Source organism: Xanthomonas sp. GPE 39 (assembly GCF_000963005.1).
Taxonomy (GTDB): Bacteria; Pseudomonadota; Gammaproteobacteria; order Xanthomonadales; family Xanthomonadaceae; genus Xanthomonas_A.
Genome location: NZ_JZHZ01000007.1, coordinates 1 through 24,981, shown reverse-complemented (window position 1 = coordinate 24,981; position 24,981 = coordinate 1). Strand labels below are relative to the sequence as shown.

Here is a 24,981-nt window from a genome sequence, read left to right as displayed (position 1 = left end):
GAAACCATCATGTCTACTCCGACCGCTCGTCATTTTCGCAAAACCGCGCTGTGCAGTATCTTCGCGTTGACAATCGGCGCCACCCTCTCGACGAACGCGGCAGCTGACGTGCCCGTTTACATCAAGAACTGGAACAGCAACGTCAGTTCCGTGTATGTCGTAAGCAATACTGGCATCCATTATTGTGTGACGGCTGTCCCTAGCGGCGGCACCGTCGTTTATACAGGCTACGACTTTGAGACGAATGTTCAGTTCACTGTGATCCCAACAACCGCACCGATCTGCGAGCGTATTGGTTGGATTAACGGTCTTAGCAAAACCTTCACTTTGCACGATTACCGTAAAGTGCGACCGGGATTCATAGAAATCACAAATACCTACACAAGAGTCATTCAATAACAGCTAGTGCCCCATGTACGGCGGCTCATCCCTTGGGCCGCCACGTTGTCGATGTCAGCGTTACCGCGCGCTATGCACTGGTCGCGCGCATAGCGCATTTCCCTTTGATTCAATGGACATCATCATGCACACACATTCGACCATTCGTCATTTTCGCAAAGCCGCGCTGTGCACCATGTTAGCGCTGGGGGCCAGCGCCGCCACGTCGGCTAGTGCACAACAAGGTGTGCCGGCGTATACGGTAAATTATGTCTCTACCGTGAAAGCTATTTATATACAAAACATTAATAACCCTAATGGGTGGGCTTGTGTCCCAGTAACCGCGCCGACGGTGCACCGCAACAGGCACGGCACCACGACGGATGGCGGCTTCGGCACCGCACCAGGCCTACTATACGGCTCCACTTACAGCGCGAATGCGTTTAGCACACCTAACTGCAGCAACGGTACCAGTATGGCTGGTATATACGCGAGGGGGTATACGGTGAATAATACGAATGAGGTGTATTTTACTATTGAAAACAACACGATCATAATCGACGAATATCCACATTAAGATGCCTGATATGCGCGAGGGCCCATCGCGTCACGGGCCTGCGCGTTGCCGATGCCAGCGCTGCCGCAGAGGCAACCATCCGGTGGCGCTCATGATTCGCATGATCCGTTTGGCAGGTACGTTGCATCACCTTCCATGTGAAATGCAGAGGAATCATCATCTCCACACATTCGATCGTTCGTCATTTCCGCAAAACCGCGCTATGCACCGTGGTCGGACTGGCGGCTGGTGCCGCCACATCGGCTAACGCACAACAACTTCCGTCCATGCACGTTAAGACGGGGAGGATTCAACTCTGATTCGCAACGCTGTTTTTGAATTCCTCGACGAAGATATCGAGTGGCGCTTTGAATCCAAGGATCTTGCCGCAGGTCTTGCGTAGACATGTTCAATGTTCAACGGCGGATACGCATCGCTGCGTCGATGTCGCCGTTATACGCGTTGCCACGCCCTCACTTTCTCTAGCCACCGCAGGTATTGCCCGGCATGCTTGACATTCTTTCGACCGTGCAGGATCTGCCCGCTATGACCGTCTCCCATATCGTCTGCTTCGGTGAACTGTTGCTGCGCCTGGCCGCGCCCGGGCACGAACGCCTGCTGCAAACACCACGGCTAGAGGTAAAAGTGGGTGGGGCCGAGGCCAATGTCGGTGTGGCCCTGGCGCATTTCGGCCATGCGGTGAGGATGGTGAGCGTGCTGCCGGACAATCCGCTCGGCGCCGCCGCCGCCGGCGAGTTGCGCCGTCACGGCGTGGACACCGGTGGCATCCGTTTCGCCCAGGGGCGCATGGGGCTGTATTTTCTCAGCACCGGTGCCGGACACCTGCCCAGCGCAATCACCTACGACCGCGCCGGCTCGGCCTTCGCCACGACTCTCCCTGAAACCTACGACTGGCCTGCACTGCTACATGGCGCGCAGTGGCTGCATCTGTCCGGGGTGACTCCTGCATTGGGCGAACGCGGCGCGGCCGTCGCGTTGGCGGCGGCACAAGCCGCGCGTGCGGCCGGGATGCGGATCTCGTTCGACGGCAATTACCGGCCTTCGTTGTGGGAGGCCTGGGACGGCGACGCGCCAAGCATTCTGCGTCCGCTGATGGCGCAGGCCGATGTGCTCTTCGCCGACTATCGCGATCTGGAAGTGGTGCTGGGCCACCGCTATCGGCAGGACAGCGCCCAAGCACGCGTGGAAGCCGGCGCACGCGATGCGTTCGCCGCGTTCCCGCAGCTACAACTGATGGCCTGTACGCAGCGCGTGGCGCACAGCGCGGAGTGGCACAGCCTGGGCGCGATGCTGCTGCGGCGCGATGGCAGTGTGGCGCAGGCCCCGGCCGAAGAGTTGACCGGCATCGTCGACCGCATCGGTGGTGGCGACGCGTTCGCCGCCGGCGTGCTGCATGGCCTATGCCGCGGCTGGGACGATACCGCCACGGTCCGCTTCGGCCTGGCCGCCGGTTGCCTTAAACATTCCGTACCGGGCGACATGCTGGTACTGAGCGAGGCCGAGGTGCAGTCCAGCGTGGGGACGACACGCTTCGATGTGAAGCGGTGAGACGATGACCATTGCGCCACCTGCACACGGTGGCGCAATGCTGGACATGGCGCGGGCGCGATCGCTTGCGAGGCTGGCCGACGCGGGCCAGCCATGCCTGCGACCGCGACGGATGCGCTACAGCTCGATGCAATCGAAGGTCACGTTCGGATCGACTTCGGCATCGTAATCGATGTCCTTGCGGTCGAAACCGAACAGTTTGAGGAACTCATGCTTGTAGCCGGCGTAGTCGGTGAGCTGGAACAGGTTCTCGGTGGTGACCTGCGGCCATAGCGCCTTGCTGGCGTCCTGCACCTCGTCACGCAGTTCCCAATCGTCCAGGCGCAAGCGATGCTCGGCGTCGGTCGCCGCCGGTTCGCCGTCCTGACGATACAGGCGCTCGCGGAACAGGCGGTCGGCCTGATCGATGGTGCCTTCGTGCAAGCCTTTCTCTTTCATGATCTTGTAGACGATGGAGATGTACAGCGGCATCACCGGGATCGCCGCGCTGGCCTGGGTCACCACCGATTTGAGCACCGCCACGTTCGCCGCGCCGCCGTGACGCTGCAAGCGTGCATGCAACCGCTGCGCGGTCTGGTCCAGATCGATCTTGGCCTTGCCCAGGGTGCCATGCCAGTAGATCGGCCAGGTGATCTCGGTCCCGATGTAGCTAAACGCCACGGTACGTGCGCGCGGGGCAAGCACGCCAGCGGCGTCCAGTGCCTGGATCCACAGTTCCCAATCCTGACCGCCCATCACGGTGACGGTGTCTTCGATCTCCTGCTCGGTGGCCGGTTCGACCGACGCCTCGATGATGGCGTCCTTGTTGGTATCGATGGCGGTGGCGGTGTAGGTCTGGCCGATTGGCTTGAGCGCTGAGCGCTTCACTTCCTCGGTGCCGGGCAGTTTGCGCACCGGGGAGGCGAGCGAATAGACCACCAGATCGATCTGCCCGCCCATTTCGGTCTTGATCCGTTCGATGACCTCCGCGCGGGTTGCATCGGAGAACGCATCGGCGTTGATCGACCGGCTGTACAAACCGGCGGCCTTGGCATGTTTGTCGAATGCGGCGCTGTTGTACCAGCCTGGGCTACCGAGCTTCTTATCGCTGCTGGGCTTTTCGAAGAACACGCCCAGCGTGGCAGCGCCGAAACCGAACGCGGCGGTGATGCGCGAGGCCAGGCCATAGCCGGTGGAGGCGCCGATCACCAGCACGTTCTTCGGGCCATCGTGACGCACGCCGCGCGCGCGCGTGGCTTCGATCTGCTCAAGCACATTGCGCTCGCAGCCGAGCGGATGCGCGGTGATGCAGATGAAACCACGGACTTTCGGATGGATGATCACGGTGAATTCCTCGTCGGCAAAATGCGCGGAGCATCTTAATGTGTGCGGCTGGCGCGAAGAAGTCCCGGCCTCAGCACACGCCATCGTATGGTGTGCGATCGCACGCCTGGCGCGGGTAAGGCACCAGCATCCTTGCATCATGTTCCCTGGATGGCACAGGATCTAGGCGCAGCGTGCCAGGACGCACACGATTGGCCCTGAGGTGCGATGCCCATGGCATCTCATCTGTGCACCTTCCACCAGGACACCATCATGCTCATGACACTGCACCCTCCGGATCTGTTGTTCCTGATACTGGGACTGTGCTGGTGCGGCGGCGAACTGTTGCTGGGCCATCGCCGCCGCGCCGCCGATGGCGGCACCCACGACCAAGGCACGCTAAGGCTGCTGTGGCGTGTGCTGTACGCCGCGGTCACGGTGGCGGTGCTGTTGTCGATGTCGGATGTATGGCGCGCGGCACCGGCGCTGCGTGTGCCTGCACGCTGGCTGGGTTGCGCGCTGCTGATCGGCGGTCTGACCCTGCGGCTGTGGGCGGTCCGGGTGCTGGCGCGCTGGTTCACCGTGGATCTCACCATTCAGGATGGCCAACACCTGATCGGTCACGGGCCGTACCGTTATCTGCGGCATCCCTCGTATACCGGCGCCCTGTTGGCGTTCTATGGTTTGGCGGTCGGGATGGGCAATGTGCTGTCGTTGCTGGTGATCGTGCTGCCGGTGACCTGGGTGTTCGTGCATCGCATTCGCATCGAAGAAGCCATGCTGACCGAAGCGTTTCCCCAGGACTATCCGACGTATGCCGCGCATCGCTGGCGGCTGTTGCCATGGGTGTGGTGAAGCAGCGGGACCGCATGGGAATACCCGTGGGACAACCCAACGACATCGTGCTTGGGATAGGAGCACATCACCATTTGTCACCGCACGCGTTGCAGAAAAACGTGCTTGACCACTGGTAACGGCAGCGCTCTAATCTGCGGCCTTCACTCGCACCGATGTCGTTCTGGTGTGACCGTTGTCTGGTGACATGCGACGAAGACGGTGCCCGATGCGCGCGCCTCACGCCTCCCTTCCGCAAGCCGACGCCCCTGCCCATGATCATCTCCGCCGCCACCGATTACCGTGCCGCAGCGCAGCGCCGGCTGCCGCCGTTCCTGTTTCATTACATCGATGGCGGCGCCTATGCCGAGCAGACATTGCGACGCAATGTCGCCGACCTGGCCGACATCGCGCTGCGCCAACGGGTGCTGCGCGACATGTCTGCGCTGGAGCTGCACACCGAACTGTTCGGCGAACGCCTGGCACTGCCTGTGGTGCTGGCACCGGTCGGCCTGACCGGGATGTACGCGCGCCGTGGCGAAGTGCAGGCGGCGCGGGCAGCGGCAGCCAAAGGCGTGCCGTTCACTTTGTCCACGGTGTCGGTCTGCCCGATCGAGGAAGTCGCGCCGGCCATCGACCGGCCGATGTGGTTCCAGCTCTATGTGCTCAAGGACCGCGGCTTCATGCGCAACGCGCTGGAACGGGCCAAGGCCGTCGGTGTCACCACCTTGGTATTCACCGTGGACATGCCCACTCCCGGCGCGCGCTATCGCGATGCGCACTCGGGCATGAGCGGTCCAAACGCCGCACTGCGGCGCATGCTGCAGGCAGTTGCGCATCCGCGTTGGGCGTGGGACGTGGGCGTGCGCGGGCAACCACACGATCTGGGCAATATCTCCACCTATCGTGGTCACACCACCGGACTGACCGATTACATCGGCTGGCTGGGCGCCAATTTCGATCCGTCGATTTCGTGGAAGGACCTGGAATGGATCCGCGAATTCTGGACCGGGCCGATGCTCATCAAGGGCATCCTCGACCCGGACGATGCGCGCGACGCTGTGCGCTTTGGCGCCGATGGCATCGTCGTCTCCAACCACGGCGGGCGCCAGCTCGACGGCGTGCTGTCCAGCGCACGCGCCCTGCCGGCCATCGCCGATGCGGTCAAAGGCGAGCTGAAGATCCTTGCAGATTCCGGCATCCGCAGCGGATTGGACGTGGTACGCATGCTCGCGCTCGGCGCCGATGCGGTCCTGCTCGGTCGCGCGTTCGTGTATGCGCTGGCCGCGGACGGTCAAGCCGGGGTGGAGAATCTGTTGTCGCTGATCGAGAAGGAGATGCGGGTGGCGATGACCCTGACCGGGACCAAATCCATCGACGCGATCACCCGAGACTCTCTCGCGCCGGTCGCGGCTGTGGCGACCGGCGCGGGGTAACGCGGCAACGCACGTCGCCTGCAAGCCCACGGCAAGCAAGGCGACAACCTGGCCGACGCGCGCAATCCTGCCGAACCCGGCGACGTGGTGGAGCCGGGATGCGCCATGATCGCGCGGCGGCCTCAGGCACACGAGCACACGTGAAACCAAGCCGGAGCACGTCTGCGTTTGTTAGGATGAGGCGTTGACCGCGCCGGCTCCGGTTCCTCCCGGCACCATCATTTTTCGCCACCGAACGAGTAACGCCGTGTCCTTCTTTGCAAACGTGGAACAGGTTCCAGGCGACCCGATCCTGGGCCTGACCGAGGCTTACAACGCCGACCCCCGCCCGACCAAGGTCAATCTGGGCGTGGGCATCTATTACGACGAAAGCGGCCGTATCCCGCTGCTGCGTGCCGTGCGCCAGATCGAACAGCAATTAGCGCAGGAGGCCAAGCCGCGCGGCTATTTGCCGATCGATGGATTGCCCGCCTACGACCTGGCAACGCAAAAGCTTCTGTTCGGTGCCGAGTCGCCGCTGCTGGCCGCTGGCCGCGTCGCCACCTCGCAGACCGTCGGTGGCAGCGGCGCACTGCGCGTGGGCGCGGACTTGCTGAAAAAGCTGCTCTCCACCTCGACCATCGCCATCAGTCACCCGAGTTGGGAAAACCACCGCGCGGTGTTCGCCGCCGCCGGCTTCGACGTGGTCGATTACACCTATTTCGATCCGGCTACGCACGGCTTGGATTTCGACGGCATGCTCGCCGACCTGCAAAAGCTCGCTCCCGGCAGCATCGTGCTGCTGCACGCCTGCTGCCACAACCCGACCGGCGCTGACCTGAGCCATGCGCAGTGGCGCAGCGTGGCCGCGCTGTTGAAGGAGCGTGGCCTGTTCCCGTTTGTGGATATCGCCTATCAAGGCTTCGACAAAGGGATCGAGGAAGACGCTTATGCGGTACGCCTGCTGGCTGAAGCTGGCATCAACAGCTATGTGGTCGCCAGCTCGTACTCCAAATCGTTCTCGCTGTATGGCGAGCGCGTCGGTGCGCTTTCGGTGGTGTCGGCCACGGCCGCAGAAAGCAAGGCGGTGCAGTCGCAGGTCAAGCGCATCATCCGCACGATCTATTCCAGCCCGTCCACGCACGGCGCGGCCTTGGTCGCCGGGGTACTGAACAGCCCCGAATTGCGCGCGATGTGGGAGCAGGAACTGACCGGAATGCGCGAGCGCATTCACGCCCTGCGCGCCGGCATGGTGCAGAAACTGGCGGCCCTGGGTGCGCCGGAATTCGGCTTCATCCAGCAGCAGGCCGGCATGTTTTCCTACTCTGGCCTGAGCAAGGCGCAAGTGGACAGGCTACGCGAGGAATTCGGCATCTACGCCGTCGGCACTGGCCGTATCTGCGTGGCCGCACTGAGCCAGAGCAACCTGGACTATGTCACCAACGCGGTGGCAACCGTCGCCAAGGGTTGAGCCGCCGCGCAACGTGCAAGCACTCAACGCACACCCGGTGTCGTGACGACACCGGGAGTTTTTATTTCGCGCGCGAGCCGGCAGCGTCGGATATTTTCAAAGGTTGTTCAACCACAAGCTTCACGCCAAGCTGCTCGGCCAATGGGCGCAACTTTTCCACTTTATCGGCACTCGCCACAACGCCCATGGTCAGATTGGGCAGCTGATTGCCGTGGAAAAACCTGAGCGCGGCCTCGACCGACTTCAGCACGATGCGCTCGTTGTCACCGTATGCAACCACTTCCAGCGGAGTCGTTGCACCCTGTGCCATGAGTCGCTCCATTTGCTTGACCGCATTACTGCTACCGATGACTGGAACCATGATGGCGTTGGAGAGCGCACTGGCTGAGGAGGGCATTTCGGCGTAATACACCGTTTGAGTCGCTGCCGCGGGAGTCGACGCCTCCTGCGCGCACACCAAACCCGATACCGCCAGCGCCAGCACGGATGCGACGAAAAGATTCTGCCACTTGATCATGTTCACTTGCCCCAAATTGATTCTTGAATCTTCTCATTTAATCGGCATCTGTAGTGAAGCTTGTGGGTGCCACCTCGCAGGCTGGCAAACGCCGTGCAGCAGCAGTGCGCATATCGCTGCGGCTGTGCGCAATCGCTGCTAAGGTCACGGCATGTCCGATCTGTCTGCCGATTTCATCGAAGTATTCGATGGCGCCATGTCCCGCGAGGACTGCGCCACAATCATGCGCCGTCTGCGCGCCAGCACGCTATTGCGGCCTGGCGAAATCGACGGCGGCGTATTCCCGGAACTCAAACATAGCCATGACCTGCGCATCAGTGGCCTGGAACCGTGGCGGGAAGTGGAACTGCGGCTGCAACAAGCAGTGTTGGGCGGGCTGCTCGGCTATTTGCGCAAGTACCCGCAGACCCTGATCTCGCCGCTGATGCTGCAGGTGCCCGGTGCCGATGGCCAAGCGCACTGGCTCAAAGCCGAAGACTTCGCGCTGCTGGACGACGCTGCGTTGTCCAATCTAGCGCGTGCCTGTCTACGCCCAGGGACAATCACCTTGCAATGGTACGCGGCAGGCGAGGGGGGATATCCGTACTGGCACTGTGAGCTATCACCGCGCGATCCCAATGGCGAAACCTTGCACAGGCATTTGTTCTGGACCTTGTATCTCAACGACGATTTCCAGGATGGGGAAACCGAGTTCCTGTTCCAACGACGCAAGATCGCGCCACGCGCGGGAAGTCTGCTGATCGCCCCGACCGCATTCACCCACACCCATCGCGGCAACCGTCCGCGCGGCGGCGATCAATTCATCGCCACAAGCTGGATCTTGTTCCAATCGGCGCAGGCGCTGTATCCGCAGGAATAGGGCAGGCAGGTTCATCAAGACGCAGATGGCTTGTCTGCGAACCGGGCGTTCATCGTCATGCAAGCCGCGCATCACACGACGGGCCGTAGAATCCGCCGATGCTCGTCGCGATATTACACAACGCCTGGAACCACCTGACTGGTATCCCTCATATCGGTGCCTACACCACGGTGGCTTATCTGCTTTACATCCTGTGGCTGAGCGGCTGGATCGTGCTGCAGAAACGCGAACCTGCTGCGACGCTGAGCTGGGTGCTATCGCTGGCGGCGTTACCCTACTTGGGCTTCGTCATCTATTACCTGCTTGGACCACAGAAAGTGAAGCGACAGCGCCTGCGCCGCGGTCGTACACGTTCGGGCATGGAATACGAGCATCGCGTGTGTCCGCCGGATATTCACTGCACCGAACTGGCCAAGATCGCTCAGTCCACCACCGGCTTGGCACCGAGCTCGGCGACCACATTGCAGTGGCTGGTGGACGGCGCGGCAACCTATGACGCAATCGTGCGCGACATCGGCGCCGCGCAGCACCATGTGCATCTGGAGTACTACATCTTCAACCCCGACCGCACCGGCACACGTATCCGCGATGCGCTGATCGAACGCGCGCATGCTGGCGTGCGTGTGCGCCTGCTGTTGGATGCGGTCGGCTCATCGCAAGTGGGGAAGCGCTTTGTGCAGCCACTGCTGGATGCCGGCGGCGAAGTGGCCTGGTTCCATCCCAACAAGTTGCTGGATGCGTTCAAGTTCAAGCGGCCCTGGGTCAACCTGCGCACTCACCGCAAGATCGTGGTGATCGATGGCCGCATCGCCTTCACTGGCGGCATCAACATCACCGACGAGGAAAACGAGGCGCTGCGCGCCGACGCCTACCGCGACCTGCACCTACGCTGCGAAGGACATGTCGTGCGCAGCCTGCAACTGGTGTTCATGGAAAACTGGTTGTACGCCACCGAACAAAGCCGCGATGCCTTCAACATGGCGCGGATCTGGCCTAACGATATGCCCAGCCGCGACGCTGGCACGATCCAGGCCCAGTTGCTGGTCTCCGGACCCGATTCGTCATGGGAAAGCATTCACCGCCTGCAAGTCGCGGCGATCCACGAGGCGCAACGGCGAGTGTGGTTGGTGACGCCGTACTTCGTCCCCGGCGAGGCCGCACGCATGGCACTGACCTCGGCCGCATTGGGTGGATTGGACGTGCGCTTGCTAGTGCCCAAGCGCAGCGATTCGCGACTGGTCACGCTGGCCGCGCGCTCGTATTTCGACGAGTTGTTACAGGCCGGGGTCAAAGTGTACGAGTACGGTCCGCGCATGCTGCACACCAAGGCACTGATTGCCGATGAAGATCTATGCCTGGTCGGCAGCGCCAATTTCGACAACCGCAGTTTTCGGCTCAATTTCGAGGTGGCCATGCTCTTGCGTGATCGTTCGCTCACCGAGCAGTTGGCCGAACTGATCGGCGAGCAGATCGCGGCAGCAGTGCGCGTGCGCGAAGATCGCAAACGCTCCCTGTGGCGCCACCGGCTGCCCGAGGCCATTGCACGACTGACCTCGCCACTGTTATAGGCAGACGTTGCAGGATACCCGGCAGGTCATCCACATCCTGTAACCGCGCAGCAACTCCGCGACAGGAGACGTGGAACCGAACCACCCTGCGGCGTACACTGCCGCTATCCTTGGGGAGTTCGTCATGTATTGGCTCTTTCTGCCGTTTGCATTAGGTGCTTTCATTCTGGCGTTTTCGACGCCGTATATGTGGTTGCTGGTCGTGAGCCTGCTCGTCGCGCTCGGCTTCATGCTTGCCTGGGCGCGCGGCTGGTATGCGGCCAAGATTGGCGACGCCAGCCAACGCGATGCGCTCCCCATGATCGATCCAGTCGAATTGCGTCGCCTACGTGAGCAAGCCGAAGCACGGCGTCATGCCGCAGCGGCAGCCAACAACGATGCCAGCACCCCCTGATTCATCGATGGCGATGACCAAGCTCAGCGTCAACGTGAACAAAATCGCGGTGTTACGCAATTCCCGTGGGGGCGAGCTGCCTAGCGTGTTGGACGCCGCCCGTGCCTGTCTGGATGCCGGCGCGCATGGCATTACCGTGCATCCGCGCCCAGATCGGCGCCATATCCATGCCGAGGATGCGTTGGCACTGGCGGAGTTGACCCAAGCACGCGGCGTCGAATTCAACATCGAAGGCAATCCCTTCGCACCGCCACGCCCCGGTTACCCTGGCCTGATCGCATTATGCGCGCAGGCACGGCCAACGCAGGCGACCCTGGTGCCGGATGGCGATAGCCAACTCACTTCGGACCACGGCTTCGATTTTGGCCGCGACAGTCACCGCCTACGGCCACTGATCGCCGAATTGAAATCACTGGGCTGCCGGGTCAGCTTGTTCGTGGATGCCGATAATCCCGATCTGGCCATCGCAGCCGAATTGGAAGCAGACCGGATCGAGCTTTACACTGGTCCTTATGCTGCCGCATTCGAGCGAGGCGATGGAGCGGCGGCAGCCGCGTTCGCCGCCGCCGCACGTCGCGCGCAAGCCGTGGGACTGGGTGTCAACGCCGGCCACGATCTCACCCAAGCCAATCTGGAAATGTTTCTGGCGCAGGTGCCGCAGGTGCTAGAGGTATCGATCGGCCACGCACTGATCGGCGAAGCGTTATACGCCGGGCTCGACGCCACGGTAAAGGCGTATCTGGCCGTTCTCGCCGGCCATTCCGGGCAGGCTCAGGCTTCCCACTAGGCACGCACAGTTCACTCCAGCGCCCCGGCCAAGCTTGCGTGGTTCGGGACCGCCATTCATCCCTACACGCGAGCTTCACCTCCGCATTGACCATACTTGCGCGTTTTTTGCCGCCTGTTGTCCGGAGTCACCGCGTTATGCTGTTGTCCAAGCGCCATGTTGAACCGCGCGTCCTGATCATCGAGGATGCCGAAGACATCCAGGAACTCAGCCGCCTGACGCTGGAAAGCCAGGCGTGTGACGTCGTCGCCGTAGAGACTGCAGAAGCGGCGTTGGCGCTGCTCGATGCCGGCAGGTGTTTCGATCTGTTGTTCACCGACGTCCACCTAGGCGGGCTGGATGGCATCGCCACAGCCAACCATGTGCGTGACTGGCAACCGCAGCTCCCGATTCTGGTGACCTCCGGCATGGAGGAGCAGGCGGTGCTGTCGCGGCTGCGCGAGGGCATCCATTTCTTGCCCAAGCCATACGATATGAGCCAACTTCTCGATGCCATCCGGCTGTGCTTCCACCACGCTGACGACGCTTCTTTAGCCGCATCCTCTGCTATCTCTGTCGCCTGAGGTCGCTGTAGGTACTGCGATCTGACTTTGCCTTGGCTGCGCGTTTTCCGCAGCGAAGCGTGGCGAGAAGCATGCCATACCGGCACTTTTTAAGAAAAACGCCACCGTTGCCGGTGGCGTTTGCAGTCGCGTCATGACTGAGGTGTTGCGGTGAAGCTTATTGCTGTTCTACAAAGCCGATCTTTTTCATCCCCGAATTTTTCGCGGCAGCCAGCACCTTGGCCATCACTTCATATTCGGAATCCGGATTGGCGTTGATGCGCAGTTCCGGCTGGTTGGTCGGATCACGCTGTACTTCGTTTTCCATCATCTGCGGAAGCGCACTCACCGCCACTGCGCCATCGTTCCAGAAGATCTGGTTCGACGCATCGATTCGCAAATCGATCGGCGGCGGTGGATCGCGCAACTGCGGGGGAGGGTTGATGACCTTCTGCGGTAGATCCACATCGATCGGATACGTCATGATCGGCGCGGTCACGATGAAGATGATCAACAACACCAGCATCACGTCGACCAGCGGCGTGACGTTGATGTCGGCCATGGGGCCACGGCTATTTCCCGAGCTGAAGGCCATGGCTCAATTCCCCTTGTCTTTGGTCGCAATGAAACCGACGTCCAGCATGCCCTGACCCTGCGCGATCTTGGTGATCTCGTTGATCGTGCGCATCTTGGTCGTACGGTCGCCACGCAGGTTGAGCGGCGGCTGCGGAGTCTGCTGAGCTGCAGTGGAGAAGTGCGACTCCAAAGCTTCCTTGGAAATCGGTTCGTCGTTCCAATACAGCGAGCCGTCTTCCTTGACCGACACCGTGATCGGATTCGGACGTTTGTCGTCCTTGTCCGGATCGCGGTTCAAGTTGGCTTTTGGCAGTTCCACCTTGACCTTGTGGGACATCAGCGGTGCCGTGATGATGAAGATGATCAGCAGCACCAGCATCACGTCCACGAGGGGCGTGACGTTGATGTCGGCCATGGGGCCGCCGCTGTTACCACTACTGAAAGCCATAACGGGCTCCGTTAATCATTGCGTGGACGACTTGACCAGGAATCAGCGAACGCGCGAACCGGTGGCGAAGAAGTCGTGCAGGTCGTGAGCGAAGGTGTCGAACTTGGCGATCACCGAGCTGTTGACCTTGCTGAAGAAGTTGAAGGCGAACACGGCCGGGATCGCGACGAACAGACCGATGGCGGTCATGATCAACGCTTCACCCACCGGGCCGGCAACGGCATCGATCGAGGCAGAACCGGTGGCACCGATCTTGATCAACGCGCCGTAGATACCCCACACCGTACCCAGCAGACCGACGAACGGCGCAGTCGCACCAACCGTCGCCAGCAGGGTCATGCCCGATTGCAGCTTGGTGCTTTCGCGGGTCACAGCCTGACGCAGAGCGCGGTCGACAAACTCCGAGCGGCTCAGGCTCTCGCCCAGGCCAGCACCGTTGCCTTCCGAACGCTGATGGTGCGCAGCGGCCTGGGCAGCATCTAGTGCGATCTTCGAGAACGGCTCGCTGGCCGGTTGCTCTTCCATCGCGCGGATGGCGTCTTGTGCATTGGGGGTGTCCCAGAACAGGCTGGTGACGCGGTCGGCCTGGCTCTTCAGACGGGTGGCGCGGAAGATGTTGATGACCGTCCAGTACCAGGACGAGCCGGACATGGTGATCAGGGTGACAAGGACCACCCAGGAGACGGCGAAGTCACCCGGCTTGGAAGTCATTTCGGTGATCAGGTGCTCGAAGCCCATCTGCGACAAGGCGTTCGATGCGTTGTTGCCCCCCGCAGCAGCGGCGATGAAAATTTCCTGCAGCATGACGCTTACCTTTGTTGTGTGTGGTGGTGGTGAGGGTGGTGCAAAGAGTAGACAGGGTCTGCGAACCGGCACAACGCCGGCTCGCTCACCGTTGTATCAATTGTTCAGTGCGAAGTTGACCGGAACACGGACACGACCGGCGCTCTTCTGCCCATTGACGACAGCGGCATTGAACCGCCACTTGCGCGCTGCGTCCATTGCAGCACGGTCCAGGTCGCGGTTGCGGCTGGATTTTTCGACGGAAACGTTCGTGACATTACCGCTTGCATCGACATCGATGATCAGAATCACCTCACCTTGAGCGCCCGCGCGGAATGCAGCCGGCGGATACTTCGGCGGATTCATGTTCTTCGATGAGATATCGACGCTGGCGCTAATTTCCGACGGCGGCGATGGCGGCGCGGGCGGCGACGGCGGCGTGGCGATGTCGTTCTCGCGCGGCTGCGGCACGTCGACCACCGGTGCTTGCGGCGGCGGCGGCAACGGCGTCGGCTTCGGCGGCGCCAGGTTCTTGACCGGCGGCGGCGGCTTGTCCTGCTTCGGAGGCGGCGGCGGCGGCGGCGGCGGTGGAGGCGGGACGTCCACCATCGTGACGACGATGTTGCGTTCTTTTTCCGCCGGTGCCTTGGGCGCCACGGCGGGGATCAGCAGCAACATCAGCGCTGCAAGATGCAGTGCGATTACGAAGGCAATACCAATGATGCGCGGCCAGCTGAGGCTGGAGGCGTCATCTTTGTCGTAATGCCGATGAATGACCAGTTGTTCCGTCATGCGCCAATGACTCAATTGAGGGGGGACGGATTTCGCGATGATGCGTCATCCTTGTTCACGCGGCACTCAGACCGCACGAACCTCCAAGCTTATACCAATCCCTGTTACCTGCACTACTTTCAGCACTGGTATTCGGGGGCTTTTTTTGCATCACTTCAGGTTTATGATTTTTTTCGCCTCTTCCGGCTTCTTCACACCCTTGGCCAACGCCTGTTGCGCGGCCTTTTTGGCTTCGGGGATGCGGCCTTCGGAGTGAAGCACCTTGGCCAGGTTGAGATAAGTCTCGCCATCCTTGGATAGCGGCGCGGCCTTCTGCCAATTCTCGATCGCCTGCGGCAACTGGTCGGTGTAGTAGTAGGACTGCGCCAAGGCCAGATAGGTCTGATAGTCAGGCTTGAGGATGCCTTTCTGTATGCCTTCGTTGATGACCGCGATGACGTCCTTTTCCTTGTGCTCGGTGTTGGCGTAGATCGAGTAGAGCTGTTTGTACTCCTTCTCGTCGGTCAACTGTCCGCTGGCACGCAGCTTGTCCATGACAGCGGCGGCCTTGTCCATCTGATCGGCCTGCATGTACATGCTGGCCAGGTTGAGCTGGGCCTTCTTGTCGTTAGGCGATTTTGCGGCCAACGCTTCGGCTGCCTTGATCGCTTCGCCGGTCTGGCCAGCTTCGGCGTAGCACGCCATCAGTAACTGATTCCAGCTGTCCTTGGGTTCGGGCGAGGCGGCGATGGCCTGCTTCAACACCGGGATCGCTTCCTGATAATGCTGTGTCTGGTACAGCGCCTGGCCCTTGAGAATCAAGTCTTCCGGACGGTTCGACTTGGACTCGGCGAAATATTTGTCCAGCGTGGCCAAGCCTTCGGCTGTCTGTTCGTCCTGCAGTTGCAACTGCGCCAGCATCAGCATCGACTGAAAATGGCCGTTGTTGTCCAGGCCATTGAATTGGATCGCCTGCTGCAGGTATTGCTTGGCAGCTTTCGTGTCGTTGAGGTTATAGGCCGCTTGTGCGGCAAGCTGTGCGGCAAGCGACTTGTCGTACTCGTTGGCACCGCTGTTGGCCAGAATCTCGTCGGCCTGCGTGCGCACTGCGGCGTAGTCTTCGCCCTTGTTGTAAATGTCGATCAGCTTCTGCAACTTGCTGCCGAGCTTGGAAGAAGGCTTGCCTGCCGGTTCCTTGCGCTCGGCGTTGGGGAACATCACCGTCGCCTTGTCGTTCTTGGATTTGTGTGAAGAACGCTGTTCGGAATGATCGCTCTGTGCCAGAGCGTCGCTCACCACCACACCACCAAGGGCAGCAGCGATCACCAGGGACAACAGCGCTTGCTTGCGATTACGGAATTTCATGAGTCACCTCGGTGGAAACCGCCCGGAGCGGAACAGAAGACGAAGTGGCCAACCACGGCCGGGTCGGCAAACCTATCAGAAAGCTGCACGCCATGAAAACGTTTTTAGATGCACTTCCTGTTGCGATGCGAGCGTCAACCGCACGGACGACGAGAGATTTCAACCGCATTGCGGGGTCCGCCCAGCACTGCGCGCCTGCGCGTACACCGGTTCTAGCGCAGGGACATCGCGCTGTAATTCGCTGATACGGGCGCTCGGGTCGGGGTGAGTGGACAGCCATTGCGGTGGATGCTGGCCACCAGCGGCCATCATGTTTTTCCATAAATCCACGGCCTGCGCCGGATCGAAACCCGCCCGCGCCATCAGCCGCTGACCGACCACGTCCGCCTCGGTTTCCTGTTCGCGCGAACCAGGGAGCAGGAACAATGTCTGCGCGGTCATGCCACCGAATTGATTGACCGTGTCAGTAGCACCTTGGCCATAACGCGCGCCAGCCAGCGCACCGATCACGCTCAAGCCGGCCTGCGCACCCAGCTGACGGGTAATGCGTTCCTCATGATGGCGCGAAATGACATGACCGATCTCATGACCAAGCACAGCCGCCAACTGATCCTGATTTTTTGCGACGGTGAAAATGCCGTTGTTCACCCCAACCTTGCCACCCGGTAGGGCGAACGCATTGGCTTCCTTGTCGTTGAACAGCGCAGTCTCCCACGATGTGCTGCGCCATTGGTCGGGCAATTGCGCAACCAACGTATTGACCACGCAGCGCACGTAAGCGTTGCGTTTGGGGTCGGTATCGAGAGTCTCTTTGGCCTTTGCTTGAGCAAATGCCTGTACACCCATCTGATCGAGTTGTTGCTGCGAGATACCGCCCACCACTTGGGTGCGTCCGGTTGGCGAGGTTGTTGTCGCGCACGCAGCGAGGAGCATCGTGATCGACGCGCCGAGTACCACTTGTTTCATACAGCCCCCCTCTTAACACCTGCCGAAGTTTCGTCGGAAGCGTCTTAACTTTTCGTCAAACTAACCTTCAGGTTATGCCAAACCAGTACAGACCGGCGACAGCAATCGCGTTGTTGAGGCCATGCGCAGCGATCGACGCCCACAGGGTGCCTGTGCGCTTGTACAACCAAGCGAACGCCATGCCCATGCCGCCGTACACCAGCCATAGCTGTGCGGTGGCGGCCAAACCATTGCCACTGCTACCAGGCACTTCATGCGACAAGGCAAAAGCTGCGCCGCTGAGCAGCATCCCCAAGCGCGGCTTGCCCGCGTCCCATAGACGCCCGAACAGCACACGACGGAACAACACTTCCTCGTAGGCCGGCGCGATCAGTACGGCGAACACGCACAGCAAAACCGGCGCATGCACCATTGCCCCCTGCATCAGTGACAGGTTGGTCGGCACTGGCTTGATGGCGATCTGGGTGGCCAGCGCGGAGATCGCGTTACTGCCAAAGAACACTCCGACAACCACCAGTACCACCCAACCCCAGGTCGAAGGCGTGCGTGCCGCCTGCCAAGAGGCCCGGCGCTCGGCGGCGCTGGCTGGACGGCGCAAGAAGTAAAGCAACATCGCCGCGGACAAGGTACTGACCAAGGCGATCAACAGTTGCGCCACTGCACCTGGCTGGCCGATGCGGTGAGTGACCAACGCGGCCACTCGCTCACTGGCGACGCCTTGGGCGCGCAGGTCCATGGCAAGCTGAAAACCACGCCATACGCCCCAGACCAGTCCACACAACACGCTCACCATCACCAGCACAACCGCTGCCAGGGTGAAATCCAGGAAAAATCCCAAGACAGGCCAACGCGGACCAGGCCTGACGGGCAGGGGGAGAGGTGGCACGGCAGGGGACGGCAAGCCAGTCATCGCAATCCTGGACAAAAGCGGGCCAAAGACATGGCAAGCCCTGCGTCCTGGCGCGCAAGCCAGGAACGCAAGACAGCCGCGGTCAAATGTCGAGGTTGGCGACCTTTAGCGCGTTTTCCTCGATGAAATCACGACGCGGTTCGACCACATCGCCCATCAAGGTGCTGAAGATTTGATCGGCTGCCACAGCGTCCTCGATACGCACCTGCAACAGACGGCGGGTGTCGGGGTTGACCGTGGTTTCCCACAACTGTTCGGCGTTCATTTCGCCCAGACCCTTGAAGCGCTGGATCTGACGGCCTTTTTTGGCTTCTTCGAACAACCAGGCATGCGCTTGCGCAAAGCTGGAGATGGCTTGGGTCTTATTGCCACGCACGATTTGCGCACCCTCGCGCACCAGACCGTGCAACGCCAACGCGACCTCGCGCAACGGCCGCAATTCGCCGCTTTCGAACACCGCCATCGGCACCACCTGGGTCATTTCCTCGCCCATGTGGCGACGCACCAACAGCAAGGTGGCCGGACGCTGCTCGTTGGCCGGCTGGAAGCGCAAGGTGTAGCGGGCCGAGCCCAAGTTACCGCGATTGAGAACCGTTTGCAGTGCATCCAGGCTTGGATGCAATTCGCCTTCGGCTTCGAGCTGGTTCACGTCCAGTGGCGGCAAGTCGATCAACGCGGTCAGCAGCGCCGGATCGTAGCGATGGGCATTGCGTGCCACAGTTTCATTGGCGCTGGCGAACAGCAGCAATAACTTCTCCAGAGCGGCACCGGTGATCGGCGGCTCGCCGGTCGCCGGGATCAGTGCCGCACCCTCGACCGCGCTGCTGGCGAGGTAGACGTTGAGCGCGTTGTCATCCTTCAGGTACAGCTCCTGCTTGCCTTGCTTGAGCCGGTAGAGCGGGGGCAAGCCGATGTACACGTAGCCGCGTTCGATCAGCTCCGGCATCTGCCGGTAGAAGAACGTCAGCAGCAACGTCCGAATGTGCGCACCGTCGACGTCGGCGTCGGTCATGATGATGATGCGGTGGTAGCGCAGTTTGTCCGGGTTGTACTCGTCGCGACCGATGCCGGTCCCCAAGGCGGTGATCAGCGTACCGACCTGGTCGGAGGCCAGCATGCGATCGAAACGCGCACGCTCGACGTTGAGGATCTTGCCACGCAAGGGCAGGACCGCCTGATTCTTGCGATTGCGGCCCTGCTTGGCCGAGCCACCTGCCGAGTCACCCTCGACAATGAACAGTTCAGATAGCGCAGGGTCTTTTTCCTGGCAATCGGCGAGCTTGCCGGGCAGGCCGGCGATATCCAAGGCACCTTTGCGACGGGTCAGGTCGCGTGCCTTGCGTGCAGCCTCGCGGGCGCGCGCGGCATCGACAATCTTGCCGGCGATGGCTTTGGCTTCGTTGGGGTTCTCTTGCAGGAACTCTTCCAGACGTGCGCCGAAGGCATTCTCGACCGCCGGACGCACATCGGAACTGACCAACTTTTCCTTGGTCTGACTGGAAAAACTCGGGTCTGGGACCTTCACCGAGAGCACCGCGATCATGCCTTCGCGCATGTCATCGCCAGTCAGATTGATCTTGGCCTGCTTGGCGATGCCATTTTGCTCGATGTAGTTGTTGAGCACGCGGGTCAAGGCACCGCGGAAACCCGCCAGGTGAGTGCCACCGTCTTTTTGCGGGATGTTGTTGGTGAAGCAGTACATCGTCTCCTGGTAGGAGTCGGTCCATTGCAGCGCCACTTCCACGGTGATGCCGTTATGTTCACCGCTCACCGAAATCACGTTCGGATGCAGCGGGGTTTTCAGGTGCGCCAAGTGCTCGACGAAGCTACGGATGCCACCTTCGTAATGGAAATCGTCGCGACGGCCTTCACCGCGCTCGTCGGCGAGCACGATCTTGACCCCGGAGTTGAGGAAGGACAGCTCACGCAGGCGTCGAGCCAGGATGTCGTAGTGGAACTCGACGTTGTTATTGAACGCCTTCACCGACGGCCAGAAGCGGAGTGTGGTGCCGCGCTTAGTGCTGGTTTCCAACTGCTTCAGCGGTGCCAAGGCGGCACCGTGGCTGTATTCCTGCTGGTAATGGAAGCCACCCTGGAAAATATCCAGCATCAGCTTTTCCGATAGCGCGTTGACCACGCTGACGCCGACGCCATGCAGGCCACCAGAAACCTTGTAGCTGTTGTCGTCGAACTTACCACCTGCATGCAGGACGGTCATCACGACTTCTGCTGCCGAAACTTCGCGATCAAGCTTCTTGCTCATCTGCGCATGCTTGCCGACCGGAATGCCACGGCCGTTATCGGACACAGACACCGAACCATCGGCATGGATCATGACCGCGACATGGTCCGCATGACCGGCCAAAGCCTCGTCGATGGAGTTATCGACCACCTCGAACACCATGTGATGCAGGCCAGTGCCGTCATGGACGTCACCGATGTACATCCCTGGACGCTTGCGCACTGCTTCCAGGCCTTCCAGGGCAGTGATGCTATTCGCGTCGTAATTGCCGTTGTTTGCCGGGGTGTTCTGTTCGTCGGTCATTGCGCGCGCCGTAGGCTCCACGAGGCGGCGAGGATAGGCGGGAGCCTGCTCGCACCGCTGGATAGGTGATTAGGTAATTCGGCGCAATTATAGCAGTCCTGGCGGGTGGACCCGCTGCGCGCTAGGAAGGCGACAGAATTTGTCCATGTTCCACGTGGAACCGCGCGATTGGCAGACCTGCATCGGTCAATGCCTGCGGCGTCTCGGTCGCGGTCAGGAAGACCTGGGCCGGCCCAGCGCACAAACGCTGCAATACCCGAGCTTGATGATGCTGATCCAGCTCCGATGCCAGATCGTCCAGCGCGATCACCGGCCATTCGCCACGTTGCTCGGCATAGTCTTCGGCCTGGGCTAATAGACAGGCCAGTGCGGTGAGCTTGGCCTGTCCTCGCGACAGAGCCTCGCGGCCTGGGATCGTGGCAAAACCCAGACTCCAATCCGCACGATGCGGGCCAGCAGTGGTGTAACCAAGCTGACGGTCGCGGTCGCGATTGAGCAACAGTGCGTCTGCCAGTGAAACATCGTGGCGCCGCCACCCCGGTGAAAATTGCAATTGCTCGATCCCCAGCGCCGGTGCCAACTCCGGGGCAAGGATCAGCAGTCGTCGCAGGAGTCGGTCCAAATAATGCTGCCGACGCGATGTCAGCGGCTCGCCGGACTCGGCCAGCTCGTGGTCCCAGGCGTCCAACGCCGCGCCGGTACCTCCACTCTTCAACAGTGCATTGCGCTGTTTGAGTGCCCGGGCATAGCGTCGCCAGAGTGACAGGAAATCAGGTTCCACGTGGAACAAACCCCAATCAACGAAACGCCGACGCGGTTCGCCGCCACCACTGACCAACACATGGCTCCCCGGTTCGAAAGTGACCACCGCCAAGGCCGCGCACAAGGTGCCCAGATGCGCAACATCCTGCCCATCCAGACGACCACGCCAATCCTGGCCGCTGTGGTGCAGTCCAGCGCGCCGACGGCGCATCTGCATCGTATCGGCGCCTTGTTCGTGCCATTCCACGAAGACATCCAGTGCAGCCTCGCCCTGGCGAACCAGGCCATCGCGGACACGACAACGAAAGCTGCGCCCATACGCCATCAGGTGCATGGCTTCCAGAATCGTGGTTTTTCCCGCGCCATTGTCACCGGTAATCAGGTTCATGCCTGGCGCCGGTGTTAATTCAATCGATGCAAAACGACGCAGATGATGGAAATCGAGACGGAAAAGGTGCATGCGGAATCAGGGGCAAGCGTTCGCGCCGGGCGCACGCAGATCGTCGAAAGGCAGATTGCCAGCATACCCAAACATGCCACACACGTCTGATCGAATCGGTTCCTCTGTCGGATCCGGTGCGGTCACAACTGCGCTTTGATGCCCTCGTAGCACCCTCCCACATACAAAGGACGGGGTGGGGTGTTTCATGCAGGGATAAAAGAAAACCCGGCGCAAGGCCGGGTCGTTCTTTTGTGCTTGTTCCACGTGGAACATTGGGGCTTGTACACGTCACAGGCGCAATGGCATGACCACGTGGCGCGATCGGGCGCTGCTGGCCTCACGGACCAATGCGGAAGAATTCGCATCCCGCAGTTGAATCACCACGAACTCCTCCCGCAACGCGGACAGGGCATCCAGCAAGTAGTTCACATTGAAGCCAATGGCCAGATCGCTGACTTTGGTATCGGCTTCGACTTCTTCCTGGGCCTCTTCTTGCTCAGGGTTATGGGCACTGATTTTCAACTGGCCCGGTGAGACTTCCACGCGCACACCGCGATACTTCTCGTTGGACAAGATCGCTGCCCGTTGCAGTGCTGCACGCAGGATTTCCCGATCCAGTTTGACTTCACGGTCGGCCCCAATCGGAATCACGGTTTCGTAGTCGGGGAAGCGACCGTCGATCAACTTCGAGGTGAAGGTGACATCGTTACGCTTGACCCGCACATGACTGCGGCCAACTTCCAATTCGACTTCGCGATCACCGCCTTCCAACAGCCGCTGCAACTCCGTCACGCCTTTGCGCGGCACGATGATCTGGCGTTTAGCGCCGCCAGCGTTTTCCAGTTCCGTCTCGCACAAGGCCAAACGATGCCCATCTGTGGCGACACAGCGCAGCGTTTTGTCGTGCAGATCGAACAATAGGCCGTTCAGGTAATAACGCACGTCCTGCTGCGCCATCGCAAACGCAGTCCGCTCAATCAATTCCTTTAGCGCAGCTTCCTGCACCAGGACGCGTTCTGTGGTTTCGACTTCGTCCACTGAAGGGAAATCGTTGGCCGGTAGAGTCGCCAAGGTAAAACGGCTACGTCCGGTTTGGACGGTGATTTTATCGTTGGAAAGGGAGACGGTGACTTTGCTCCCGTCGGGCAGGGCACGGACGATTTCGAAAAGTTTGCGCGCAGGAATCGTGGTTTCACCATCCTGGGCATCATCGACCGCGATGCGCGAGACCATTTCCACTTCCAAGTCGGTACCGGTCAACGAAAGCTGACCGCCGTGGACCTGGACCAGAAAATTGGCCAGCACCGGCAAGGTCTGACGACGTTCGACCACATTGACGACTTGCGCCAATGGCTTCAGGAAGGCTTCGCGCTGCAGTGTGAAACGCATTTGGTTCCGTGCCCCTATGCTTTAAAAGATGTGGAATAAATCAAAAGCGTGGTGGTGATGGTAGAGCGAAATTCGGTGCAAATGTAACTTAAGCTATTGAAAATAAATAAGATTTCACGCTTTCAATCCCATGTATTACTCCCCCGGAACAGGTGGGGAAACCTGTGGATCGTTTTGCCGCCGCTGCTGCGCCGTGCTTTATCCACAGTTTCTCCCGGATTTGTCGCGAAGTCATGCACTGATTTATCACGTGGTGCTCGCCACTACTCGCTGAGCTTGCGGATCAGCTTGTCCCAGTCTTCGCGCAGCTTGCCGTCGGTTTCCATCAGGTGTTTGATCTGTCGGCAGGCGTGCAGCACGGTGGTGTGGTCGCGGCCGGCGAAGGCATCGCCGATTTCCGGCAAGCTGTGCTCGGTCAATTCCTTGGTCAGGGCCATTGCCATCTGCCGTGGGCGGGCTAATGAGCGCGTGCGCCGTTTGGACAGCAGATCCTTGATTTGCAGGCCGTAGTAGTCGGCGACGGTCTTCTGGATGTTGGGAATACCGATTGCCTGCTGCTGCGCGCGCAACAGGTCGCGCAATGTTTCCTGGGCGAATTCGGTGGTGATCGCGCGGCCGGTGAAGTTGGCGCGGGCAGCCAGCGTGTTGAGCGCGCCTTCCAGGTCGCGCACATTGGAGCGCATTTTCTTGGCGATCAGGAACGCCACGTCGTCGGGGATCTCGGCGCCGCGTTCGCGTGCCTTGGCCAGCACGATGGCCGCACGTGTCTCGAAATCGGGTGGGTCGATCGCCACCGACAGGCCCCACGCCAAGCGTGATTTCAGGCGTGGCTCCAGGCCATCGACCTCGCGCGGATAGCGGTCGCAGGTCAGGATGATCTGCTGACGGCCGTCGAACAGCGCATTGAAGGTGTGGAAGAACTCTTCCTGGGTGCGGTCCTTGCCGGCGAAGAACTGGATGTCGTCGATCAACAGCGCGTCCACTTGCTGGAACTGGCGCTTGAACTGATCCATGGTCTTGTCCTGCAGGGCGCGGATCATCGCACTGAAGAACTGCTCTGAGCGCAGGTACATCACCCGTGCGTTCGGATTGTGTTCGCGCATCGCATTGCCGGCAGCGAACATCAGGTGGGTCTTGCCTAGACCTGTGCCGCCGTACAGCAGCAGCGGGTTATGTGCGCGGTCACCGGGTTTCTGTGCCGCCTGCACCGCTGCGGCCAGGCCGAGTTGGTTGCTGCGGCCCTCGACGAAGTTGGCGAAGGTGTAGTGCGAATCCAGGTTGCCAGCGAAGGGTTCCAGCAACTGCGGGCTGGGCGTGCGCGCAGTTGTGGTATCGCTGGTGGGTGCCGCCGGTTCTGGCGCACGTGGGCGTGAACCCACCTGCAACAGCACATCTTCGCTGCCTGCAAAGTAATTCAGCAATTCGCGGATGCGCGGCAGGTAGCGCGCGTGGACTTGTTCCACGATGAAGGCATTCGGCGCATAGAGCACCATGCTGTTGTCATGACGCTGCTCTGCTTGCAGCGGTTTCAACCAAGTGTGAACGTCCTCGGCTGGAAATTCGGCTTCCAGACGTTCCAGGCAACGGGGCCAAGCATCCATCAGATCTAAATTCGTCGAAAAGACCGGCTCTGAAGAGTGCGCACAGGCGCTGCACATTCGGCCAGTCGGGAAGGAAATCGGTGGCTCAGACTACCATTGGCGCGCAGGAGCGGGAATGGTTTTCCCGCATCTATTCACAGATTCATCCACAGCCTCTGGTGTTCACTGGCGTGTCGCGCGATGGGAGAGTTGACCGCGGTATAGGTACACCTATAGAATTTCCGGTTCTTT

General features: G+C 60.7%; 24 protein-coding genes. 11 read left to right on the top strand and 13 right to left on the bottom strand.

Annotation, left to right across the window (positions count from 1 at the left end):
- Positions 1-9: 9 nt before the first annotated feature.
- From XALGPE39_RS00180 to XALGPE39_RS00175, 3 genes are all read left to right on the top strand, one after another.
- Complete coding sequence (locus XALGPE39_RS00180) at positions 10-399, top strand: hypothetical protein (protein WP_045726497.1); 390 nt, start codon at positions 10-12, stop codon at positions 397-399.
- A 112-nt stretch (positions 400-511) separates the two neighbouring features.
- A complete protein-coding gene (locus XALGPE39_RS15340) occupies positions 512-955 on the top strand; it encodes a hypothetical protein (protein WP_152624778.1) in 444 nt (147 codons plus the stop codon).
- Positions 956-1,480: 525 nt separating this feature from the next.
- Positions 1,481-2,503 carry a sugar kinase gene (locus XALGPE39_RS00175; protein ID WP_045726496.1) on the top strand — a complete coding sequence of 341 codons (1,023 nt, stop codon included), beginning with the start codon at positions 1,481-1,483 and terminating at the stop codon, positions 2,501-2,503.
- A gap of 117 nt (positions 2,504-2,620) precedes the next feature.
- Here the strand turns inward: XALGPE39_RS00175 and fabV are convergent, their stop codons facing one another.
- Complete coding sequence (gene fabV / locus XALGPE39_RS00170) at positions 2,621-3,826, bottom strand: enoyl-ACP reductase FabV (protein ID WP_045726495.1); 1,206 nt, start codon at positions 3,824-3,826, stop codon at positions 2,621-2,623.
- Between the two features lie 252 nt (positions 3,827-4,078).
- On the opposite strand from fabV, the gene XALGPE39_RS00165 reads away from it, so the two are divergent.
- The 3 genes from XALGPE39_RS00165 to XALGPE39_RS00155 all read left to right on the top strand — a co-directional run bounded on the left by XALGPE39_RS00165 (position 4,079) and on the right by XALGPE39_RS00155 (position 7,525).
- Positions 4,079-4,660, top strand: a complete 582-nt coding sequence (locus tag XALGPE39_RS00165; protein WP_082061918.1) for a PEMT/PEM2 methyltransferase family protein — start codon at positions 4,079-4,081, stop codon at positions 4,658-4,660.
- Positions 4,661-4,914: 254 nt separating this feature from the next.
- Positions 4,915-6,075, top strand: coding sequence for an FMN-dependent L-lactate dehydrogenase LldD (lldD, locus tag XALGPE39_RS00160; RefSeq protein WP_045726494.1), 1,161 nt, complete (start codon positions 4,915-4,917; stop codon positions 6,073-6,075).
- 247 nt (positions 6,076-6,322) lie between these two features.
- Complete coding sequence (locus tag XALGPE39_RS00155; RefSeq protein WP_045726493.1) at positions 6,323-7,525, top strand: amino acid aminotransferase; 1,203 nt, start codon at positions 6,323-6,325, stop codon at positions 7,523-7,525.
- A 61-nt stretch (positions 7,526-7,586) separates the two neighbouring features.
- Here the strand turns inward: XALGPE39_RS00155 and XALGPE39_RS00150 are convergent, their stop codons facing one another.
- On the bottom strand, positions 7,587-8,042 hold the full coding sequence (locus XALGPE39_RS00150; RefSeq protein WP_045726492.1) for a hypothetical protein: 456 nt from the start codon (positions 8,040-8,042) through the stop codon (positions 7,587-7,589).
- Positions 8,043-8,193: 151 nt separating this feature from the next.
- On the opposite strand from XALGPE39_RS00150, the gene XALGPE39_RS00145 reads away from it, so the two are divergent.
- The 5 genes from XALGPE39_RS00145 to XALGPE39_RS00125 all read left to right on the top strand — a co-directional run bounded on the left by XALGPE39_RS00145 (position 8,194) and on the right by XALGPE39_RS00125 (position 12,213).
- A complete protein-coding gene (locus XALGPE39_RS00145) occupies positions 8,194-8,901 on the top strand; it encodes a 2OG-Fe(II) oxygenase (RefSeq protein ID WP_045726491.1) in 708 nt (235 codons plus the stop codon).
- A gap of 98 nt (positions 8,902-8,999) precedes the next feature.
- Positions 9,000-10,469, top strand: a complete 1,470-nt coding sequence (cls, locus tag XALGPE39_RS00140; RefSeq protein WP_045726490.1) for a cardiolipin synthase — start codon at positions 9,000-9,002, stop codon at positions 10,467-10,469.
- A gap of 124 nt (positions 10,470-10,593) precedes the next feature.
- The gene (locus XALGPE39_RS00135) at positions 10,594-10,863 is read left to right on the top strand and encodes a hypothetical protein (protein ID WP_045726489.1); all 270 of its coding nucleotides are present in this window, start codon (positions 10,594-10,596) and stop codon (positions 10,861-10,863) included.
- A gap of 13 nt (positions 10,864-10,876) precedes the next feature.
- Positions 10,877-11,650 carry a pyridoxine 5'-phosphate synthase gene (locus XALGPE39_RS00130; protein ID WP_045728827.1) on the top strand — a complete coding sequence of 258 codons (774 nt, stop codon included), beginning with the start codon at positions 10,877-10,879 and terminating at the stop codon, positions 11,648-11,650.
- Between the two features lie 137 nt (positions 11,651-11,787).
- Positions 11,788-12,213: a response regulator gene (locus XALGPE39_RS00125; protein ID WP_045726488.1), complete on the top strand. Its 426-nt coding sequence runs from the start codon at positions 11,788-11,790 to the stop codon at positions 12,211-12,213.
- Between the two features lie 157 nt (positions 12,214-12,370).
- On the opposite strand, the gene XALGPE39_RS00120 is transcribed toward XALGPE39_RS00125, so the two are convergent.
- The 11 genes from XALGPE39_RS00120 to dnaA all read right to left on the bottom strand — a co-directional run bounded on the left by XALGPE39_RS00120 (position 12,371) and on the right by dnaA (position 24,750).
- The gene (locus XALGPE39_RS00120; protein ID WP_045726487.1) at positions 12,371-12,787 is read right to left on the bottom strand and encodes a biopolymer transporter ExbD; all 417 of its coding nucleotides are present in this window, start codon (positions 12,785-12,787) and stop codon (positions 12,371-12,373) included.
- Between the two features lie 3 nt (positions 12,788-12,790).
- Positions 12,791-13,216, bottom strand: a complete 426-nt coding sequence (locus tag XALGPE39_RS00115; protein ID WP_045726486.1) for a biopolymer transporter ExbD — start codon at positions 13,214-13,216, stop codon at positions 12,791-12,793.
- 42 nt (positions 13,217-13,258) lie between these two features.
- The gene (gene exbB, locus XALGPE39_RS00110) at positions 13,259-14,020 is read right to left on the bottom strand and encodes a TonB-system energizer ExbB (protein WP_045726485.1); all 762 of its coding nucleotides are present in this window, start codon (positions 14,018-14,020) and stop codon (positions 13,259-13,261) included.
- Between the two features lie 96 nt (positions 14,021-14,116).
- Positions 14,117-14,791: an energy transducer TonB gene (locus XALGPE39_RS00105; RefSeq protein WP_045726484.1), complete on the bottom strand. Its 675-nt coding sequence runs from the start codon at positions 14,789-14,791 to the stop codon at positions 14,117-14,119.
- Positions 14,792-14,941: 150 nt separating this feature from the next.
- Positions 14,942-16,135: a tetratricopeptide repeat protein gene (locus XALGPE39_RS00100; protein ID WP_045726483.1), complete on the bottom strand. Its 1,194-nt coding sequence runs from the start codon at positions 16,133-16,135 to the stop codon at positions 14,942-14,944.
- 159 nt (positions 16,136-16,294) lie between these two features.
- Positions 16,295-17,101 carry a M48 family metallopeptidase gene (locus tag XALGPE39_RS00095; protein WP_045726482.1) on the bottom strand — a complete coding sequence of 269 codons (807 nt, stop codon included), beginning with the start codon at positions 17,099-17,101 and terminating at the stop codon, positions 16,295-16,297.
- 67 nt (positions 17,102-17,168) lie between these two features.
- Complete coding sequence (locus XALGPE39_RS00090) at positions 17,169-18,011, bottom strand: CPBP family intramembrane glutamic endopeptidase (RefSeq protein WP_045726481.1); 843 nt, start codon at positions 18,009-18,011, stop codon at positions 17,169-17,171.
- An 82-nt stretch (positions 18,012-18,093) separates the two neighbouring features.
- Positions 18,094-20,556, bottom strand: coding sequence for a DNA topoisomerase (ATP-hydrolyzing) subunit B (gene gyrB / locus XALGPE39_RS00085; protein WP_045726480.1), 2,463 nt, complete (start codon positions 20,554-20,556; stop codon positions 18,094-18,096).
- Between the two features lie 121 nt (positions 20,557-20,677).
- Entirely contained in the window at positions 20,678-21,778 is a 1,101-nt protein-coding gene (gene recF / locus XALGPE39_RS00080) for a DNA replication/repair protein RecF (RefSeq protein ID WP_045726479.1), read from the bottom strand.
- Between the two features lie 270 nt (positions 21,779-22,048).
- Positions 22,049-23,149, bottom strand: a complete 1,101-nt coding sequence (dnaN, locus tag XALGPE39_RS00075) for a DNA polymerase III subunit beta (protein ID WP_045726478.1) — start codon at positions 23,147-23,149, stop codon at positions 22,049-22,051.
- 263 nt (positions 23,150-23,412) lie between these two features.
- Entirely contained in the window at positions 23,413-24,750 is a 1,338-nt protein-coding gene (dnaA, locus tag XALGPE39_RS00070; RefSeq protein ID WP_045726477.1) for a chromosomal replication initiator protein DnaA, read from the bottom strand.
- Between the last annotated feature and the right edge of the window lie 231 nt (positions 24,751-24,981).

Excerpts from the sequence above, each read along its gene's own strand:
- XALGPE39_RS00180 (WP_045726497.1), top strand. The coding sequence starts at position 10 with ATGTCTACTCCGACCGCTCGTCATTTTCGCAAAACCGCGCTGTGCAGT.
- XALGPE39_RS15340 (WP_152624778.1), top strand. The coding sequence starts at position 512 with ATGGACATCATCATGCACACACATTCGACCATTCGTCATTTTCGCAAA.
- XALGPE39_RS00175 (WP_045726496.1), top strand. The coding sequence starts at position 1,481 with ATGACCGTCTCCCATATCGTCTGCTTCGGTGAACTGTTGCTGCGCCTG.
- XALGPE39_RS00165 (WP_082061918.1), top strand. The coding sequence starts at position 4,079 with ATGCTCATGACACTGCACCCTCCGGATCTGTTGTTCCTGATACTGGGA.
- lldD (WP_045726494.1), top strand. The coding sequence starts at position 4,915 with ATGATCATCTCCGCCGCCACCGATTACCGTGCCGCAGCGCAGCGCCGG.
- XALGPE39_RS00150 (WP_045726492.1), bottom strand. The coding sequence starts at position 8,042 with ATGATCAAGTGGCAGAATCTTTTCGTCGCATCCGTGCTGGCGCTGGCG.
- XALGPE39_RS00145 (WP_045726491.1), top strand. The coding sequence starts at position 8,194 with ATGTCCGATCTGTCTGCCGATTTCATCGAAGTATTCGATGGCGCCATG.
- cls (WP_045726490.1), top strand. The coding sequence starts at position 9,000 with ATGCTCGTCGCGATATTACACAACGCCTGGAACCACCTGACTGGTATC.
- XALGPE39_RS00135 (WP_045726489.1), top strand. The coding sequence starts at position 10,594 with ATGTATTGGCTCTTTCTGCCGTTTGCATTAGGTGCTTTCATTCTGGCG.
- XALGPE39_RS00130 (WP_045728827.1), top strand. The coding sequence starts at position 10,877 with ATGACCAAGCTCAGCGTCAACGTGAACAAAATCGCGGTGTTACGCAAT.
- XALGPE39_RS00125 (WP_045726488.1), top strand. The coding sequence starts at position 11,788 with ATGCTGTTGTCCAAGCGCCATGTTGAACCGCGCGTCCTGATCATCGAG.
- XALGPE39_RS00120 (WP_045726487.1), bottom strand. The coding sequence starts at position 12,787 with ATGGCCTTCAGCTCGGGAAATAGCCGTGGCCCCATGGCCGACATCAAC.
- XALGPE39_RS00115 (WP_045726486.1), bottom strand. The coding sequence starts at position 13,216 with ATGGCTTTCAGTAGTGGTAACAGCGGCGGCCCCATGGCCGACATCAAC.
- exbB (WP_045726485.1), bottom strand. The coding sequence starts at position 14,020 with ATGCTGCAGGAAATTTTCATCGCCGCTGCTGCGGGGGGCAACAACGCA.
- XALGPE39_RS00105 (WP_045726484.1), bottom strand. The coding sequence starts at position 14,791 with ATGACGGAACAACTGGTCATTCATCGGCATTACGACAAAGATGACGCC.
- XALGPE39_RS00100 (WP_045726483.1), bottom strand. The coding sequence starts at position 16,135 with ATGAAATTCCGTAATCGCAAGCAAGCGCTGTTGTCCCTGGTGATCGCT.
- XALGPE39_RS00095 (WP_045726482.1), bottom strand. The coding sequence starts at position 17,101 with ATGAAACAAGTGGTACTCGGCGCGTCGATCACGATGCTCCTCGCTGCG.
- XALGPE39_RS00090 (WP_045726481.1), bottom strand. The coding sequence starts at position 18,011 with ATGACTGGCTTGCCGTCCCCTGCCGTGCCACCTCTCCCCCTGCCCGTC.
- gyrB (WP_045726480.1), bottom strand. The coding sequence starts at position 20,556 with ATGACCGACGAACAGAACACCCCGGCAAACAACGGCAATTACGACGCG.
- recF (WP_045726479.1), bottom strand. The coding sequence starts at position 21,778 with ATGCACCTTTTCCGTCTCGATTTCCATCATCTGCGTCGTTTTGCATCG.
- dnaN (WP_045726478.1), bottom strand. The coding sequence starts at position 23,149 with ATGCGTTTCACACTGCAGCGCGAAGCCTTCCTGAAGCCATTGGCGCAA.
- dnaA (WP_045726477.1), bottom strand. The coding sequence starts at position 24,750 with ATGGATGCTTGGCCCCGTTGCCTGGAACGTCTGGAAGCCGAATTTCCA.